This window comes from Sphingomonas phyllosphaerae FA2 (assembly GCF_000427645.1).
In the GTDB taxonomy this organism is placed as follows: Bacteria; Pseudomonadota; Alphaproteobacteria; order Sphingomonadales; family Sphingomonadaceae; genus Sphingomonas; species Sphingomonas phyllosphaerae.
The window spans coordinates 49515-67526 of the sequence record NZ_KE386571.1; the positions used below are offsets into that span (position 1 = coordinate 49515).

An 18012-nucleotide genomic window follows, 5' to 3' on the forward strand; every position below is an offset into this window, starting at 1 on the left:
CGCGCTTTCAAATATATAAATTCATGTACCCAGGGATTATAAAAGCCGAGGGTAAAGGGATTAACCTCCGGTTTTACCCTTCAAGAGGTCCTTGATCTTGTCAGCGGCATTCTCGACGCCCTTTCCAGCATCCTTTATTGCTGCATCTTTTTCCTTGGAAGCCTGTTTGGCCGCATCCTCTGCAGCCTTCTGTGCGTCCCTTGCGGCTTTCTCTTGTTCCTTGGCTGCATCTTCGACTGCTTTCGCAGCGGCCTTTTCAGCATCCTTTGCGGCCTTCTCAGCTTCCTTCGCAGTCTTGTCGCGGGCCGCCTTGTCTGCATCGGCGGCGGCGTTTTCGGCATCCCTCGCAGCTTGTTCTGCGGCCTTGTCGCGCGCGAGCTTGTCGGCTTCCTTTGCAACCTTGTCGGCATTTGCCTTCGCGGCCTCATCGGTTGCCTTCGCGGCGCGCTCGGCTGCGTCTGCAGCTGCCTTGGTGATACGGTCTGCCTGCCGGGCAGCTTCCGCCGCAGCCTTATCGGCCGCTTCCTTGGCGGCGCGCTCGGCATCTCTCGCCGCCTTGGCGACTTGATCGGCCGCATTCTTGGCTGCGTCCCGGGCCACCTTGTCGACCTTGGCTTTTTCGGCATCGTCCGCGGCGCGGGCAGCATCGGCGATCGCCTTCGCGGCATCTCGCGCCGCCTTGTCCGCAGCCGCCCTTGCCGCGGGATCGTTTGCACGCGCCGCTTCGGCATCGAGCCGCGTCGCTGCCTCGGTGGCAAGTCGTGCCGCTTCCTGCGCTGCCGTCTGCTGTGCCAACTGGGCGGTCAGCACATTCGCGGCGGCCTGGGCGGCTTGGGTCAAACGCGACGCCTCGGCTTCCTGTACGGCAGCAGCCTGAGCCTGCGCCTGAGCCTGCGCCGCAGCTTGAGCGGTTGCGCGCGCATTCGCCTCCATCTGCTCTTGGACGAGCTTTGCGCTGGCTGCAGCCTCGGCCTCTGCTTGCGCCTGGACGCTCGCCTTGGCGAGTCGCGCCGCCTCGGCTTGCGCGGCCTGATCGGCTGCCGCTGCAGCGGCGCGCGCCGCCTGATCCGCGGCCGCGGCGGCGGCAATCCTAGCCGTCGCACTCTGTTCCTGCTGGGCTTTCGCGCGGGCAGCCTCGTCGGCGGCTTTAGCGCTAGCGGCGGCAGCCGTGATCGCGGCGTGCTCCGCATCAGCCTTGGCCTGTGCGGCCGCTGCCGCGTCAGCGCTCGTCTTCTCGGCAGCCTCTGCGGCCGCAAGCGAGACAGATTGCTTTTCAACGATCACCGCGGCGGCTTCCACGACCCGTGTCGTCGTGGTCGTCGCCTCGTTGGCGAGCCGGGTCGCCGCCGCTACGCCAGCGATGTCGCCGCCGATCGACCCAGAGACCAAGCCGCCGGTCGTGGTCGAAAGAGATGCCGCAGGAGCATATACCGCCTGCGTCAGTGCGGGCGCCGCATTGGGCACTTGCAGGCTCTCTGTCATCGCAACGACCGGCTCCGCTGGCACGGGCCCGCCGATCGATGTGGCGCTGGCGTCCACCGGCTCCACATCTGCCTGCGCTTTCGATGTGCTGCTCGTCGCTTCCCCCGACGAAGGAGCCGATGCGGTTGGTGCGGATTCTTCTGGTGCGGCGGCAGCAGGCGACTCGACGATGCGTGATCGGCCATTGTCCTCGATCGTCATCCGCATCCGGTTCGATGCCGAGATCATGGCCACTGCGCCGGGGGTGACGAGATCGTGCGCGCGGCCGTCGAGCGTCGACACGTCCACCGCGCCTTCCAGAACCTGCACCGCGGTTCCCTGGTCGGAGACACCCACCGAGAACGTCGTGCCCTTTACGACGGCGGCCAGGTACGGCGTCTTTACCTCAAAATGGGGGGTCATCTTCTTCTTGATCATGAAGACGATGTTGCCGAATTCCTCGACCACGCGGGTCACGCCGGTTGCCTGCGCCTCGACGGGCAGACGCAGTCGCGACGATGGCGCAACCATCATGAACTCGGTCCCGCGCACCAGCACAGCACGGCCGCCGGGACCGGTGCTGACCGTGTCGCCAGCGCTGACCGATGTCCCGCGAGTTGCGATGGTGTTGAGCCCCGCGCGCGCGATGGTCACGGTGCCGCTCGCCTCGCTTATCGTCCAGCCCGCGGGCGCGGCGAGCGCCGGGGCGGAACAGGTGGCCGCCAAAACGGCGAGCAGGGCGCGACGCATGATGCACTCTCCGGATCGGTCACCGAACGTGACCGAGCATCATCCCGCATGGCCGCAATATCGTTTAGGGATCCTGACCGCAGGTGGTTGAGACAGCGGTAACGTTGTCACTAAGCGCCTCAACTAAATCACAATCATTCGCTCGCTACTGCTCCCGTTATCAAACGGGACGGACTGGATGACGCGTGAAATTCGATGGTCGTTGCTGGTGGCGCTCGCCTCGCAAGGGGCGCTGGCGCAGACCGCGCTAGACCGCGCCGATCCGCACGTGATCGAGAAGAACTTGCCGTCGGCTGAGGTGACGCAGCATTCGGTCGCGCCCGCCCGACCGGGGCCCGTATCGTCCGCGGCGAGCACGTCGAGCGCGCTGACGGAGGTGGTGCGCGCGATTATCATTGAAGGACGAGATCACCTTTCGCCCGCGGTGTTTGCCGATCCTATCGCAGCGGTGATCGGCCAGCGGCTTGACCGGGAACAGGTAGCCGGGCTGGCCGGAGCGATCGCAGGGCTTGCACGGGCGCAAGGGTATCCGTTCGCGACAGCGCACGTGCCAGCGCAGATTCAAGGCGATGGCGTGCTGCGCGTTACGCTCGATCTCGGCAAAATAGACGCCGTGCGGGTCATTGGCGCGCGTAGCGGGACGGCGGATCGGTTGCTCGGGCACGCGCTCGCGACCGGTCGGCCGGTGCAACAGAAGCAGCTCGAGCGGGCGCTGTTGTTGGTCGGCGACGTGCCCGGCGTACGCGTCTCCGACAGCCGGCTGGTCAGGCAGGACGGCTTCGGCATCCTGCTGGTCACGATCGAAACCGATCGCGCCTCGGGCTATCTCCAGATCGACAATCGCGGCAGCAAGGAGGTCGGCCCGATCCGCTCGACCGCGCTCGCCACCTTGCATTCGCTGGTCAACGACGGCGACGAGCTGGCGGTGATCGTGGCGCAGACGCCGTTCCAGCCCAGCGAGTTCGCGTTTGCGCGCGCCCGCTACGGCACCATCATCGGCAATGATGGTTTGGTGCTGTCGGCATCGGGCTCGCTCGCCCGCACGCGCCCGGGCGGGTTCCTCCGGACGCTAGACGTGCGTGGCCGCAGTGCCGATGCCGCTGTGACGTTGCAATATCCGCTGCTTCGCACGCGTGCCCGCAGTCTGTTTGCGACGGCCGAACTGCGCGCGCTGGGCACCGATCAGGACCTTGCCGGGCGACGGCTCCGCCACGATCGCCTGGCGACGCTCACCGGCACGCTGGGGGGCAACACGACGATGGGTGGCGGAACGCTGCGCGGGGAAGTGGCGGCACTCGCCGGCCTGCCGGTGGCTGGCGTCACCCACGCCGGTTCCCTGCTCGGATCGCGTTTCGACGGTGACGCGCGCTTCATTGCTGGCACTTATCTGATCGACTGGACGGTTGGTCTTGGCAAGCCGTTCAGTATCGTCATTGCCAGCGCTGGTCAGCTCGCCTCTCGTCCGCTGCTTGCCGCGATGGAGATCGGGCTGGGCGGCCCGGCGTTCGGTCGCGGCTATGATTATGCCGAGCGGACGGGCGATCATGGCGTGATGGGATCGCTGGAATTGCGCGCTGACATCGGACGCATTCCCGGCAGTATCGTTGATCGCGGTCAGCTCTATACCTTCGTTGACGGCGGAACCGTCGGCAATCGTAAGGCCGGGGTCGGCGGGGGCAGTCTTGCATCAACCGGGGTCGGGATGCGCATCGGCACCCGACGCTTCGACTGGATGGCGGAGGCAGCGCTCCCGCTCGGCCCGGTGCGGTTCGACACCGGCGACCGCCGCCCGCGTGTCTCGCTGCGCGTGTCACGCGCCTTCTGATGCGCGCGTCCAGCAACGCGCTGATCCTCGCTGCCGCCGCGCTGGTCGGCCTTGCCGGTATGCTGCCCGCAATCGGTGGCCCGATCATGCGCGCGCTGGAACCGTTGCGGTTTGCGGCCCAGTCCCACGCCGCCAGTCGTCAAGTGGCGATCGTCGAGATGGATGCGCGAAGCGTCGCCGAGATTCGGCGGTGGCCCTGGCCGCGGCGCCATTACGCCAAGGTCGTCGATAAGCTGCGCGAAGCCGGTGCGGCGACGATCGTGTTCGATGTCGATTTTTCCAGCGCTTCCAACCCGATCGACGACCGCGCCTTTGCCGCAGCGTTGAAGCGCGCCGAGGGGAAGGTGACTTTGCCCACTTTCGGCCAGCAAGCCGGCGCGCGCGATGTCCGAACTCTCGATGCTTTGCCGCTCGATCTGTTCCGCCCAAACGCGGCGCTTGCCTCGGTCAGCTTCTCGCCGGACGTGGACGGGCTTGTTCGCTCGCTGCCCTTCGCGACCATTACCGCCGGGATGCCGCGTCCCTCGCTTTCTGCCTATATCGCGGCCCGTGCAGGCGTTGCCGACATGGATTACCCCGTAGATTTTTCGATCGATCCTGACACAATCCCGCGGCTCAGCTTCGTCGGTGTCGAGCGCGGCGCATTTGATCCGACGATTGTTCGGGGGCGCAACATTTTGATCGGAGCGACCGCGATTGAAATGGGCGATCGCTACCCGGCGCCCCTACGCGGCGTGCTTCCCGGAGTGACGATCCAGGCGCTGGGCGCGGAAACGTTACTGCGGGGCGTACCGATGCGCGGGTCGCCGCTGGCGACGTTCGCACTGGCGCTGCTCTTGTGCCTGCCCGGCGTTCGGGCGAGGCGTCGTGACGTGGCAGCAGGCGTCTTCGCGGTCGGGCTCGTAACCCTGACGCTCGTGGTGTTGTCGGCGCAGCGTTGGCTGGCGATCTATTTTCCGCTCGGCCTCGGCTGGCTGATGCTGTCGACGGGCGGCTGCCTGTTCGTGGCTCGGGACATCTTCCGCCGGTTTCGCGCCGGCCGGCTCTACGACGAGGCGACGGGCCTGCCCAACCACCGGGCTCTCGTCACTCAAAGCGGTGACCGTGCGGGCGTGGCTTGCGTCGTGCAGCTCACGAATCTCGAGGAACTGTCGACGGTGTTCGACACGATGCAGGTGGCGCAAGGCATTGTGCGTACAGCCGAGCGGCTCCGGCTGTGCAGCGCGCATGACGTCGTTTATCGCGTACGTAGCCACCAGCTTGCGTTGCTGATGGCGACGCACGAGATCGTCGAGGATCAGCTCGCGACGTTGCGGACGCTGCTCCTACAACCGGTCGAAATTGCCGGGCGCAAGGTCGACATCGCGGTCGCGCTCGGGGTGGCCGAAGACGGCGACATGGCGGCGGCGGCAATGGCAGCCGGCGATGCCGCAGCGGCGGGGGTCTTCTGGCGGCGTGCGGCGCTCAACCGTGATCGGATCGAGAAGGCCGTTTCGCTTATGGGCGAACTCGACGTTGCGATCGCGGCTGGGCAGATCGAGGTTCACTACCAGCCCAAGCTGGCGCTTGCGACCGACCGGATCGCCAGCGTCGAAGCATTGGTGCGATGGCGCCACCCTGAACGCGGCTTCGTGTCGCCGGGCGCCTTCGTTCCGCTCGCTGAACAGACCGACCGGATCGAACCGCTAACGCTGCATGTGCTGGAGCGGGTCATGGGCGATGCCGCGCGCTGGCGCGCTGCGGGCCACGAGGTAACGGCGGCGATCAACATCTCGGCCAAGCTGCTCGACGCGCCGGCCTTCATCGCGGCCGTCGACCAACTGCTCGATACCGCTCCTGTCGCACCCGAGGTCCTCATCTTTGAGGTGACGGAGTCTGCGGCTATGTCGGATCCGACCATCTCTAAAGCAACGCTTCAGCACTTTCGTGATCGAGGGGTCGCTATTTCTATGGACGATTATGGCACCGGCCAGTCCACACTCAGTTACCTTCGTGAGTTGCCACTGAGCGAACTCAAGATCGATCGCAGCTTCGTGCAGTTTGCACATGAGCGGCAGAGCGATGCGAAGCTGGTCCGCTCCACGATTGATCTCGCTCACGCGCTGGGATTGAAGGTGGTGGCCGAGGGTATCGAAGACGCCGAGAACCTCGCTTTTTTAAGGGCGGCGAACTGCGATTATGCGCAAGGCTATTTTATCGACCGGCCAATGCCGTTTGATGCGCTGGTCGATCGGCTTGGGATGTTAAGCGATCTCAGCCTGCGTTTGATGCAGACGGGGTAAGCGCCGCCGTGCCCCTTGATTTGCCTAGGCAGAGGATATTCTCGCATTTCTGAACGCGGCGACGGATCGCTGTCGCAAGAACCTCGGTTGCCAGGTACGTTACCGCATGGACGACGATCAGCATTCGGAGCCACCACGCTGGAGCGAAGAGCCGGAGCCCATCTACAAGGCTTTAGGCTGGGGCTGCTTGCTCTTGGCGGTGCTACCGATCCTCTACGTCTTCTATATCGTGTTCTCTTTTTGCGAGTATCGCTGCGGCTGAGGCTATGCCGGACAGCATGCGGGTATCTGGCGGGTATGATGGCGTTGTTTGGCACCTGCGCCGAGGCGAGAAGCCGACCTCGGCGGAGGGTTCCTCCGCCCCAGTCAGCTGAATGTCGCATTGCGATGGTTAGCTGCCCGTTCGCTTTGAAGCGAGCTCCCGTGGCAATCGGCCGTTCAGTCGCTCATTGCGCGCCGCCGCAAGACTGCGGCCGAGCTTGTGGTGACGAGGCGTATCAAATTTCCATCTAGGATTGATCGAACAGCGCCGCAGAAGAAGCTTCGCCGCAAAGCCTCTATGATGGTTCGGGCGTCGGCGATGTCTGTGGTTCGGGCGCGTTAGCGCCGTCGGGTGTCGCTTGCCCCGGCGGCGGAACGATCACGACGGGAATATTATCGGTCTTCTCCACCTTTGGCTGAAACGACTGATAATAAGTTTGCCAAGCGTCGAACGCCGCGTAAAAATCGATGAAGGGTTTGTCCAGCCGAACCAAGGCCGCTCGGGCGAAGGTCGGCAAATCTTCATCCGAGATCTGGCCGACCTGCGTTACCTCCAGTCGAGCGGCCGCGCAAAAGCCCGCCCGCATCGCCGGTTGCGCATAGAAATTGTAGATCCGCGTCTGGTCGTCGTCATAAACGCGCTGCCAATCGAGCCAGCCGGGCGCCTGCCATTCCCGAACAAGGGCCTGGTAGAATTGATCGATGACGACGGCATGCGTCTTGATCCAGGCGTTGTAGGCATCGACGATCCCGCCACCTTCCAGATCGCAGCCAAGCGCCGCTACGTTTAACGCGTTACGCAGATGCCAAACCGCCGCGGAATCCGTATTGTTGAGGTTCGGGGTGAAGTATTTGCCGTCCTTGAGCTTTGCCGGGATTTTCATGCCGACATAGCCACCCGCCGGCATCGATGGGGGTGGCGGCGTAACAAACACGATAGGAGGCGGTGCCTGGACCGGAATGGGCTGTGGAGCGCAGCCTGAGACGATCAGAGCAAGTCCGCTTATCAATCTCCAGCGCGGTTTCGTGTTCATGATCCTCAATCGTCCAGGTACCTCGTCGCTACGCTGATAGCCGGTAGCGGACGATGGTCCAAAGAATGGCGAGCGTTGCCGTTCCCCATTGCCTTTGGAAGGGGAGTGCCGCGTCGTTTTCTCGGACGCTAACTAACGCCCGTGAGTGGCGTAAACCGTGCTCTTTCGGCCGGGTGCTTTCCTGCCCCTGCGACTTCGCTACGTGATGGAAAGCGGAAGAATCGCCAGCCTGACCTATATGCTATCATCGCATCGCCAGCTTGACGGAATTCGTAGGCGTATCGCCACAGCGATCCCCGGCGGCCGTCGAGGTGCGGGTTCAATCCCCTGCCGCTGGCTACTTCTGGACGTGGTGGGAAACGGACAATCAGATCAGAGAGACTCTGACCGCCTCTGCGGACGTTTGCGACGGATCGAAGCTGCGGCGGAATGGGGTAGCCGAATCTCAAAGCGCCGCAGCTCTTCACCGGCTTCACGATCCCCTAGGCGCGCAGCCTTGTTCAGCCAGTATCGATAGCCGCGAAGGTCATTTCGGTTGAACGCGTTCATAGCTAAGTGCTGGGCGCCGAGCGGGTCGCCTTTTCTATACCCGGCGTAGGCGAGTCCACTTTGGCTGTATCGCTCTGAGATGCGGCCAACCTTGCTCAACTCGCTACCCAGCTCCACCATCGCGGAGGTGTCGCCTGCAAACGCAAGGTGCCAGAGGATCGGCATTCGGTGCCCGATCTGATGATTGTCGCGGATGCCCCAGTAGCGCGCCCATAGTCGATCAACTTTGCCCATCGTCCCCAGCATGCCGTCATGAATGAGTGACGGCAATTGGGCGGGCGATCATCCGGGTCAAACGGCCGACTTTGGGCGCAAGCGGACGAGCGGCTGCGGGTACCCGGCGGGTATAATCGAGTTCGTCCGCACCTTTGTACCAGGGAAAAAGGCGACCGAGGCGGAGGGCGTCTCCGCCTCAATCAGCCGAATGTCGAATTGTGGTGTGAACCGAAATGCGGCTTTGAAAAAGCCGGTTCGTATTTGCAGACATTCTCGGGCTGCGGCTTTCCCAAGAAGCATCGTCAAACGGGATGTCGTTGAAAGCGCCTGCCTTACCGATCAGGCGTGGTGGCCGCTCTGACCGTTGTCGGCGTCCAGATCTCGCAAATCCCGACCGAGTGTTTCTTGACCGAACCAGGCGACGAGAACCAGGGACAGCACGGTCGGCACCATGACCATCAGCGATGAGGTTCCCATCGACAATGCGACCCCGCTGATCGTCAGGCCCTGTGCCAACAATCCCCCGGCTTTGGTGCAGGCCGCCACCCAACCGGTCGCCCGACCGCGTACCCGCATTGGGAAACTTTCTGCTGTATAGGGCAAGACAATCGCGATGATGCCGTTCGATCCGACAATCAGCAATGCGACGGGAAGCACCGGGCTGCCGGTGCCCGCCAGCTCCAGTCGCAGTACGAGCAGCAGGCCCGCCAGGGTCAGCGCGATCATCGTCGCCAGCGCCCATTTGGTGCTCCACCGACTGTAGAGCAGCGCCGCGATGAAGACGGTGGGGAAGGCGATCAACGCGCTTTCCGCGAGCAGGCGGCTCGACACGCCGACCGAATAGCCCTTGGCGACCAGATCGGCGGGCAACCACAGCAGCAGGCCGAAGTTGATGAGGCCCCACGACAGCGCGCACATGCTGAGTGCAGCCAACTTTCCGTAGAGCGACCATCCCGTGAGAGCGTGCGACGGACGCTTCCCCGCCGACACCATCGGACTGGCGCGGGTCGCGCGCGCACCAAAGCGACGCATCACTGCTTCCGCTTCCTGAACGCGGCCCCGCGCGAGCAGAAACTTTGCCGATTCCGGAATGAGCGCACCAAGGAGCACCAGCGTCAGCCCGGTCGGCAGGTTGGCGAGCCACAGGATGCGCCAGCCGAAGACCGGCTGAAGGATCGCCGACATTCCGCTCGCGGCGAAATAGCCACCGACCGCGCCCAATCCACCGACGAGCACCAGGCTCCATCCGCGATGCCGATTGGGCATCATCTCCGCGAGCAGCGCGTAGGTGACAGGAAGCATACCGCCGGCCGCCGCGCCCATCATGAAGCACATCGCGATGTTCCATGCGAGGCTCGGCATCGCGCCGCAGATCGAGGTGCCGACGAACATCACCGCCGACAACAGGATCGATGCCTTGCGGCCATAAACGTCGGCGATCCAGCCCCACAACACCGATCCCGTCACCGTCCCCGCCAGCGCGAAAAACGGGACAAGTGACACGGTCTTCTTGGGCACGCCATATTCGCTGATCATGCCCGGCACGGTGAAGCCGAGCGAGGCGGGCTTCATCACGTCAATGATAAGTGCGATGACGAGGACCGCCATAAGGCCCCAATGAGCCAGGCTCAGTGGGGCGTCCTCCGGCGCGGTGACGACTATGTCGGCCGCAGCGGCGCGCTGCGCGGATACGTCGCGTGGCAACAGGCCGTAGGCCGCTACCAGCGTGCCGAGCACGATCAGCGCCATGCCCACCAGCATCATGCCGTCCATCGGCATCCCCACCAGACGATAATGCATGGCGCGCGCCATCGCGAACATGGGCAGATGGGCGACGACCCCGATCGTCACCGCGATACAGCCCAGAACGAACGCCCAGACCGCTTGCCGATCCGACAGCGTGCTTTTGATCGAACCCATTACCTGGTCGCACCTCTCTGTCGCGTCGATAGAGGTTCGCGATGGGAGGGTGAAGGTGCTCCGCACCCGGAACGGCACTTTCGGATGACAGGCCTACCCCCCCCATTTGGGCCCCGGTCATCATTCGACTAAGTAGCTGCGATTCCTCATTTCTGCTACAGCTTCCCCGAGTCTGGGGGGAATCTATGGGCAGCTTCACCGTCGTGCCGCTGATCGCGCAACGCATCCTCTCGGTGCGCGTCGAGGGCAACCTGTCGCTCAACGACGTTGAGGAATTAAAAACCGCTCAACGTTCGGCGATCGACTTGGTCGGTTGGCTGGTTCAGGAGTATTCTCTTATAGTCGACATCACTGACGCTAAGATTCAGGATACTTCCGTTGCGTCCGCGCTAGACAAACTGCGAACGGACCCAAGCCTGGAGCCGAGCCGATTAGCGTTCGTTCATGGTTCCTCACCCGCCAAATTGCAGGTGCGACGACTTGCTACGCAGCGAGGCGATGGTGTGTTCGAAACCAGCGCAGAGGCCCGTGACTGGCTGAATAGTGGATCACGGCGAGGATCTTAGAGGAGCCGTCCTAGCCGCGCCGCAACAAGACTCTATTCAAACGTCGGGTAAGAACGGGGTGTCTCCGGCTCCGTCAAATCAAATGCACCTGCTGGTAAATGGGTGATGGTGGGGTAGGGGGAGCATGCATTGCCCGCGCAAGCCAGCTTCTCCGTTCCGCTACTTAAATTTGTCGCCGTAGGTGATCCGGCTGGTGGTGCTGATGTACGTGCGCTTTCCACTAAGTCTGCGAAACGTAGAGGATCTGCTGATCGAGCGCGGTATCAATATCTGCCATGAGACGTGTGGCTGCGGTGAAACAGGTTTGGTCCGATGTTTGCGGGCGACATCCGTCGCGCACGCATAAGCCGGATGCGTGGCTCCGACATTGGCGCTGGCACCTGGATGAAATGTACGCGAAGCTGAACGGCGACATGGTCTACCTCTGGCGCGCCGTCGATCACAAGGGTGAGGTGCTGGAAAGCTACGCGAATAGAACCCGTGACAAGGTAGCCGCGCTTGCCTTCATGAAGAAGGCGCTGAAGCTCACGGCTCACCGGAGGCGATCACCACCGATGGTACCGTCAAACCAAATGCACCGGGTGGTGACGTGACCCCAGTCTTTCATCCAGCGGCAACCAGAGACCGACCGGTGTTGTTGCGCATGAGCGCAGGTGAAGCAACGGACGGGGTTAACCCCGTCCGTTGCTGTTCGAGCCCGGCAGCGAACGCAGCCGGGGTAGCGTAGCCGAGCGACGAGTGCAGCCGCTCGGTGTTGTAGTCGTCGACCCAGCGCGCCAGGATCGAGCGGGCCTGACCGATGGTGAAGAACAGCGTCTCGTTGAGCAGTTCGTCGCGCATGCGACCATTGAAGCTCTCGACGAACCCGTTCTGCGTCGGCTTGCCCGGCGCGATGTAATGCCACTCGACGCCAACCTCACCGGACCAGGCGAGCACCGCGTTCGACGTCAGCTCGGTCCCGTTGTCGCTGACGATCATCGTCGGTTTGCCACGCTCGGCGATCAGAGCGGTCAACTCGCGCACGACCCGCCGGCCTGAGATCGACGTATCGGCCACCGCCCGGAGGCATTCGCGCGTCACGTCGTCGACGATGTTGAGCACGCGGAAGCGCCGGCCGGTGACGAGCTGGTCGTGCACGAAGTCCAGGCTCCAGCGCTGATTGGGGAGCGCCAGCACCGGCGCGGGCGCCCGTGCGCCAACCGCTCGCCTTCGCCCCTTCCGACGCCTGACCGTCAGCCCTTCCTCGCGATAGAGCCGCTGGGTCTTCTTGCGGTTGATCGTGATGCCATCCCGGCGAAGCAGGATGTGCAGCCGACGATAGCCGAACCGCCGGCGCTGCTGCGCCAGCTCACGCAAACGCGACCGCAGGTCGCCATCATCCGCCCGGCACGAGCGATACCGCATGCTCGTGCGGTTCGCTCCGATGACCATGCACGCCCGCCGCTCGCTCATCCCCAGCGTCGCCTGGAGATGGGCGACCGCTTGCCGCTTCGCGGCGGGCGTCACCACTTTTTTGACAGCAGGTCTTTCAACCCCGCATTGTCCAGCATCGTGTCCGCGAGCAGCCGCTTCAGTCGAGCATTCTCCTCCTCGAGCGACCGCAGACGCTTCGCGTCGGATACCTCCAGGCCGCCGAACTTCGCCTTCCAGGCATAGTACGTCGCGCTCGACATACCGTGCTTGCGGCAAAGCTCCGTCACCACTGCACCCGCCTCGGCCTCCTTCAGGATGCCGATGATCTGCTCTTCCAAAAACTGCTTCCGCTTCATTCCGTCCGTCCCTTCAAGGGCCGGTCTCTAGCTCCAACTGGATGAAGAAACGGGGGTCACGTCAGTGGTAATCGGGTGATCGTGGGGTAGGGCAGGGCATGCCTCGCCCGCGCAAGCCAGCCTCTCCGTTCCGCTACTTCAACTCGTCGCCCGAAGTGATCCGGCTGGTGGTGCTGATGTACGTGCGCTTTCCGCTCAGCTTGCGAAACGTGGAGGATCTGCTGTTCGAGCGCGGGATCGACATCTGTCACGAGACGGTGCGCCTGTGGTGGAACAGATTCGGTCCGCTGTTCGCGGGCGACATCCGCCGGCAGCGGATGAGCCGCATGCGCGGCTTTCGTCATTGGCGCTGGCACCTGGACGAAATGTACGTGAAGCTGAACGGCGAGATGGTCTACCTGTGGCGCGCGGTGGACCACGAAGGCGAGGTGCTGGAAAGCTACGTCACCCGCACCCGCGACAAGGCGGCCGCGCTTGCGTTCATGAAGAAGGCGCTGAAGCGCCACGGCGCGCCGGAGGCGATCACAACCGACGGCCTGCGCAGCTACCGTGCCGCGATGAACGAGCTTGGCAATGCCGAGAAGCAGAAGGTCGGCCGCTGGGCGAATAACCGGGTGGAAAACAGCCACCTGCCATTCCGACGACGGGAGCGGGCGATGCAGCGGTTCCGGCAGATGAAGACGCTGCAGAAGTTCGCCTCCGTGCACGCCCACGTCCACAACCACTTCAGCCTGGAACGCCACCTCATCGATCGACAGACCTACCGGGAACGACGCTCCGCCGCACTGGCGGAGTGGCAGTCGCTTGTCAGCTGAACACCGCCGTCAAAGACTGAAATGCATCGGGTGGAGAGCGGTTCGCATTAGACTGACACCACCATCTCGAGGGCTTAATGTCCCCTTGCGGGTCCTCGCCGCCGTCGCGAGATCTGGCCATTTGGAGAAGCTGCTACCTTCGATAGAACTCGGCCACCATGAGCAACTGGCGTATCGCCCGCAGCTCTGCATCCAGATGGAGCGACAGCTTGTCGACGGTCGCGAGCATGTCGGCCTTGTACCATCGCCACTCCGATGGGGGCACGCGCAACCATCGCGTCTGGTACGCAACGAACTCCTGCCCCAATTCCATGCAATCGATCTTCATGCCTCTGGCGATGATCTTGCTCGAAGTGGGGGCGTAGGCCACGATCGGATCGAAGATGCTGCCATGCTTGAGGCGTTGGTAGCGCTGGAAGTGCTGGCCGAGCGCGGTTCGCCGATCCGTAAGCAATGCGCATGCGTCGACGCGATCGTTCGTCACCAGCGCCCGGGCGCGCCGCATCATCAGGCTCGCGCGGAGGACGTATCCTTCGGCCTGGACGCGCAGCGCTTTCCGCTGATCGGTCAATCCGAAGAGGTTCGGCGGCGCTAAAGGGCTGTCGGTCATGCGGCGACGCCTCGCTTGGTCGAAACGGCTTCATTGGCGGCCGCGATCATGACACTCGAGAGGATGGCATAGGCGCTCGTCCATGCCGCTTCGGTTGCGGTGTCAAAGCGCGGCCCGAGCGCCCCGCGCAGCGTCTCGATGAGCGCCACGCCGACAATCGAGTAATGCCGCTCCTCGACACCATAGCCGACATGCCTGATGGCTAGCGCTCGGGCGACCGGCACCACCTTCTCGAGTTGATCAAGGGCATCGACGACGGCCGCGAGCGTGAGAAACAGCTTGCGACCTTGATCGTCGATATCGCCATGGAACAGCGCGCGCGTTTCCGGCGCCAGCGTGAACAGCTGATCATAGAAAGTGTGTGCTGCGCCGGCGGCTGCTGGCAGCACGTGGGCGAAGCTTTCCTGAACCAACTCAATCTGATCGCCGGTCATCATGATCCGGAGGTACAGCGCAAATGAGACCGGTGCGTTAACGGGGCGCGGTGATCGAGGCAGTCGAAGGTCGGCTGAAAGAACGAGGGTTAAGGCTATCCGGGATGCATGGGCCACTGTCGTCATTTCGTCAGAACGATGACCAGTCTTCCTGCGCGGTCGGCCGCAGCGCGGTTACCCGCGGCGCCGAGCGCACCACCTCGAGCCTGGAACGCGGCCCGCCGCCAGCACGACGTTGCTGGGCCGACCGGTGGTCGCCCTTATCGGCAAGCGTGAACCGTGCGACTTCCGTTGCCAGATCCTGCGCCTCCGAAGCCAGTGTGCGCGTCGCCGCGGTCGCCTCTTCCACCATCGCCGCATTCTGCTGCGTCACGCCGTCCATCTCCGAGATGGCGGAATTGACCTGCTGGAGACCGATCGCCTGCTGCTCAGCCGAGGCGGCGATCGTCGAGACGATCGTGTTGATCTCCTCGACACGCCCGATGATCCCGCGCAACGCCGATCCCGTGGCGCTCACCAGCTCGACCCCGGCCTCGACCTGCACGGTGGAGGCGGCGATGCGCGCCTTGACGTCCTTGGCCGCATCCGCCGAGCGCTGTGCAAGCGCGCGCACCTCGGAAGCGACCACCGCGAAACCCTTGCCGGCGTCCCCGGCGCGCGCCGCCTCGACGCCGGCATTGAGTGCCAGCAAGTTGGTCTGGAAGGCGATCCCGTCGATGACGCTGATGATCTCACCGATCTCGACCGACGTGCGCTCGATCCCGTCCATCGCGGTCACGGCGCGGTCGACGATCTCGCCGGACGAATGCGCCTCGCTGCGTGCCTGCAGCACCAGCGCGCTGGCCTTGTTCGCGCCCTCGGCTGTCTGGCGGACCGTGGCCGTGATTTCATCCATCGCCGCGGCGGTTTCCTCGAGCGCCGCCGCCTGCTGCTCGGTCCGACGCGATAGATCGTCTGACGCGGCGCGGATGTCAGCGCTCCCGCTGTTGATGCCGTCCGCAACCACCGACACATTGTTCAGCGTCGAAGCCATAGCCGTCATGGCGGCGTTGAAGTCGTGGCGGACGGTTTCGAACTGCCCCGCCAGCGGCGCCTTTATCTCCAGCGTCAGGTCGCCCGACGCCATCCGCCCGAGCCCGGAGCCCAGCGCCTCGACCATCGCGTGCGAGTCCGCGGTGGCGCGCCGGATTGTCTCGGCATTGTCGCGAAAGACCCGCATTGCCCGACTCATCCGCCCAACGCAGTCGCGATGGTCGGCGAACAGGATGGCGGCGTCGAGATCGCCCGCTGCTAGCGCTTCCATCCGTACCACGGTCGTGACGTAGGGGTCGCTGATCAGCTTGCCGCTGTACCAGGTGAGCAAGACCGGTAGCGAGGCCAAAACCGAGCCGCCCAGCATGATGCTCCACACCTCGGCCGCCGGCGACATCGCCGCCATGTAGATCAGGCTCAGGCTCAGCGCCGCGACCAGGATCTGGAAAGCCACAACCACGCGAAATTTGATGCGGATCGGGGCATTGTTTCGGAACCAGGAAATCATCTTCGTACTCCTACCGGCCGGCAGAACTAGCGAAGCTCAATAAATTTCCATTGGCGAAAGTCATTTGCGACGATCTGTATGATCGAAAACACTTGGTTAAGTTCGCGCAGTTATTTCTAGCTCTATTTAACCATAAAATATCGCTGAAGTGCGTTAGATGCTGAGGAGCGTGATCGCGAAAGGCAATTTATTATTAAGGGTAAAGAAGGCGTGTCCTTTGTAGATCGGATGAAAAATCCTCCGATTGTTAAAGTCCTGTTAAATCACTTCAATATCTGTGGAGCTATAAGGAAAGGCACAGTTTCGCGTTCTGCTCGTGAGCATCTGAAGCCAGCAGGAGCACCTTTAGCGGGCATACCGCTGGTTAAGGTTCGTCCGGCCATGTTTCGCGCCAGGGGAGGGCGGGGCGGTACGCGCTCCCCCCCGAAGGTTTTATGACGAGCCGGTCAAGTTGCCGGCGCTTCTGCCTCGGCGATCGGGCGCTCCATCAATCGTCGCATCGCATCCACGATTTCAAAGCGGTCAATTGGCTTGGGATAGAATTCCGCGCGCTCCGGGAGCGACACGCTTTCGCGGGTGAAGTACGCGGCGGTCAGGATGATCTCGATGGGTGGCCAGCGCTTTCTGATCGCCGCAGCAATCTCGATCCCCTTGCGACTGCGCGGCATGTCGAGGTCCATGTAAACCAGACGAATATCCAGCCGCTCCTCCAGCAGCGTGACCGCATCGGCGCTGCTCATCGCTTCCACCGCTTCGAAGCCGGCATCCTCGACCATGCTGATCGCATCGATCCTCAAGATCGGCTCGTCTTCGACGATCAGCACCGGCCATCGTTTAAGGGGTTGAGACTGTCCCATGCTTGTCTACGCGTTACGCCTCTTGCACCTGATACAGCGGTGCAGTTGCCTCTACGGTCAAACCTTCCGGTCCATAGGAAAGCGTAACGCCCCCGGAGCCGGTTAGTCCCATGCGGATCAGGCGCGAGCCAAACCCCTTGCGCGCCGGCTCGATCGCTGGCGGTCCGCCGCGCTCCGACCAGCTCAGACACAGCATGTCCTTGTCTCCATCGCCTGTAACGGTCCACGACACCGCCACCTTGCCATCAGGTGCCGTGAGCGCGCCGTATTTGGCGGCGTTGGTGGCCAGTTCATGCAGCATCAGCGACAACGACAAGGTGGCCCTCGGACCGATAATCACGTCGGGCCCGGACAGTACGAAGCGATCTTCGCCGAAGGTCGCCAAAGCCCCCTTTGCGACGTCGCCCAGGCCCGCGCTGGACCATTGATCCCGCGTCAGCACGTCGTGCGCTGCGGCAAGAGCAGTCAACCGCTTCCCGAACGAGCGAACGGCTTCTTGATCCTCAACCTTGTTCAACGTCTGTTGCGCGAGCGCCTGCACCACGCTCAGCGTGTTTTTGATGCGGTGGGCCAGTTCCTCGTTGAGGAGAAGCTGCTGTGCGTTTGCGACGTCGCGATCGCGCTTTGCTACGACTTCGGAGGTGGTTTCTGTGACGACGAGGAAGATTCCTGCGACCCGGCCGTCCACATCCCAGATCGGACTATGTGAATGCGTAAAGAACGCCTCTTTCGGCACGCCGTCGCGATCCGGCGTGTAACGCCCGTTTTCGACAAACACCGTCTTTCCGGCGAGCACCTGATCGAAGACCGGCGTCAGCTGGTTCCACATCTCCGACCACCACGCGCGTGCCGGCTGTCCCATATGCCCGGGATGCTTGCGGCCGAGACTCGGCGCATAGGCGTCATTGTAAAAGGTGAAGAGCTCCGGGCCCCAATGCACCATCATCGGAAACCCGGAGGCGAGCACGATCTGGACCGCCGTTTTCAGCGGTGCCGGCCAGCGGATCGGATCGCCTAGCGGGTGATCGGTCCAATCGATCGCTCGCAAGGTTTCGGCGCAACCGCCGCCGACTGCCGGAAACGGGTGATGTGGGTCGCTGAGGGCGGGATCGGTCACAAACCG

Annotated in this window: 15 protein-coding genes and 1 pseudogene; 6 read left to right on the top strand and 10 right to left on the bottom strand. The window is 63.3% G+C overall.

The window, feature by feature from the left end; all coding sequences use genetic code 11:
* Positions 1–60: 60 nt before the first annotated feature.
* Positions 61–2211, bottom strand: a complete 2151-nt coding sequence (locus SPHPH_RS18455; RefSeq protein ID WP_081668415.1) for a FecR domain-containing protein — start codon at positions 2209–2211, stop codon at positions 61–63.
* Between the two features lie 178 nt (positions 2212–2389).
* Between SPHPH_RS18455 and SPHPH_RS0100695 the strand changes: the two genes are divergently transcribed.
* The 3 genes from SPHPH_RS0100695 to SPHPH_RS20970 all read left to right on the top strand — a co-directional run bounded on the left by SPHPH_RS0100695 (position 2390) and on the right by SPHPH_RS20970 (position 6580).
* Positions 2390–4036: a ShlB/FhaC/HecB family hemolysin secretion/activation protein gene (locus SPHPH_RS0100695; protein WP_051272749.1), complete on the top strand. Its 1647-nt coding sequence runs from the start codon at positions 2390–2392 to the stop codon at positions 4034–4036.
* Entirely contained in the window at positions 4036–6318 is a 2283-nt protein-coding gene (locus SPHPH_RS0100700) for a putative bifunctional diguanylate cyclase/phosphodiesterase (RefSeq protein ID WP_037487816.1), read from the top strand. The genes SPHPH_RS0100695 and SPHPH_RS0100700 overlap by 1 nt, the downstream gene beginning before the upstream one ends.
* 106 nt (positions 6319–6424) lie before the next feature.
* Positions 6425–6580, top strand: coding sequence for a hypothetical protein (locus SPHPH_RS20970; protein ID WP_156025743.1), 156 nt, complete (start codon positions 6425–6427; stop codon positions 6578–6580).
* A gap of 295 nt (positions 6581–6875) precedes the next feature.
* On the opposite strand, the gene SPHPH_RS18460 is transcribed toward SPHPH_RS20970, so the two are convergent.
* The 3 genes from SPHPH_RS18460 to SPHPH_RS0100720 form a co-directional block, all read right to left on the bottom strand.
* Positions 6876–7613: a hypothetical protein gene (locus SPHPH_RS18460; protein ID WP_156025745.1), complete on the bottom strand. Its 738-nt coding sequence runs from the start codon at positions 7611–7613 to the stop codon at positions 6876–6878.
* 372 nt (positions 7614–7985) lie between these two features.
* On the bottom strand, positions 7986–8408 hold the full coding sequence (locus tag SPHPH_RS0100715) for a hypothetical protein (protein ID WP_028964980.1): 423 nt from the start codon (positions 8406–8408) through the stop codon (positions 7986–7988).
* Positions 8409–8717: 309 nt separating this feature from the next.
* Positions 8718–10298: an MFS transporter gene (locus SPHPH_RS0100720; RefSeq protein WP_051272754.1), complete on the bottom strand. Its 1581-nt coding sequence runs from the start codon at positions 10296–10298 to the stop codon at positions 8718–8720.
* A gap of 185 nt (positions 10299–10483) precedes the next feature.
* On the opposite strand from SPHPH_RS0100720, the gene SPHPH_RS20975 reads away from it, so the two are divergent.
* Both SPHPH_RS20975 and SPHPH_RS21760 read left to right on the top strand, forming a co-directional pair.
* Entirely contained in the window at positions 10484–10864 is a 381-nt protein-coding gene (locus tag SPHPH_RS20975; RefSeq protein ID WP_156025747.1) for a hypothetical protein, read from the top strand.
* Between the two features lie 181 nt (positions 10865–11045).
* Positions 11046–11423 (top strand): annotated as a pseudogene (locus SPHPH_RS21760) (IS6 family transposase); the annotation flags it as partial.
* A gap of 44 nt (positions 11424–11467) precedes the next feature.
* Here SPHPH_RS21760 and SPHPH_RS0100730 read toward each other — a convergent pair.
* Positions 11468–12633, bottom strand: a protein-coding gene (locus SPHPH_RS0100730; RefSeq protein WP_420329280.1) for an IS3 family transposase whose coding sequence is annotated in 2 segments (ribosomal slippage) — positions 11468–12372 and positions 12372–12633 — 1167 coding nt in all. Because the reading frame shifts where the segments join, the coding sequence is not laid out codon by codon here.
* A gap of 98 nt (positions 12634–12731) precedes the next feature.
* On the opposite strand from SPHPH_RS0100730, the gene SPHPH_RS0100740 reads away from it, so the two are divergent.
* Entirely contained in the window at positions 12732–13448 is a 717-nt protein-coding gene (locus SPHPH_RS0100740; protein WP_028964985.1) for an IS6 family transposase, read from the top strand.
* Positions 13449–13581: 133 nt separating this feature from the next.
* On the opposite strand, the gene SPHPH_RS0100745 is transcribed toward SPHPH_RS0100740, so the two are convergent.
* The 5 genes from SPHPH_RS0100745 to SPHPH_RS0100765 form a co-directional block, all read right to left on the bottom strand.
* Positions 13582–14058, bottom strand: a complete 477-nt coding sequence (locus SPHPH_RS0100745; protein ID WP_028964986.1) for a hypothetical protein — start codon at positions 14056–14058, stop codon at positions 13582–13584.
* Positions 14055–14492, bottom strand: a complete 438-nt coding sequence (locus SPHPH_RS0100750) for a globin domain-containing protein (RefSeq protein ID WP_028964987.1) — start codon at positions 14490–14492, stop codon at positions 14055–14057. The genes SPHPH_RS0100745 and SPHPH_RS0100750 overlap by 4 nt, the downstream gene beginning before the upstream one ends.
* A gap of 130 nt (positions 14493–14622) precedes the next feature.
* The gene (locus SPHPH_RS0100755; protein WP_028964988.1) at positions 14623–16032 is read right to left on the bottom strand and encodes a methyl-accepting chemotaxis protein; all 1410 of its coding nucleotides are present in this window, start codon (positions 16030–16032) and stop codon (positions 14623–14625) included.
* 446 nt (positions 16033–16478) lie between these two features.
* Complete coding sequence (locus SPHPH_RS0100760; protein ID WP_238302782.1) at positions 16479–16856, bottom strand: response regulator; 378 nt, start codon at positions 16854–16856, stop codon at positions 16479–16481.
* A 46-nt stretch (positions 16857–16902) separates the two neighbouring features.
* Complete coding sequence (locus tag SPHPH_RS0100765; protein ID WP_028964990.1) at positions 16903–18006, bottom strand: sensor histidine kinase; 1104 nt, start codon at positions 18004–18006, stop codon at positions 16903–16905.
* Positions 18007–18012: the final 6 nt, after the last annotated feature.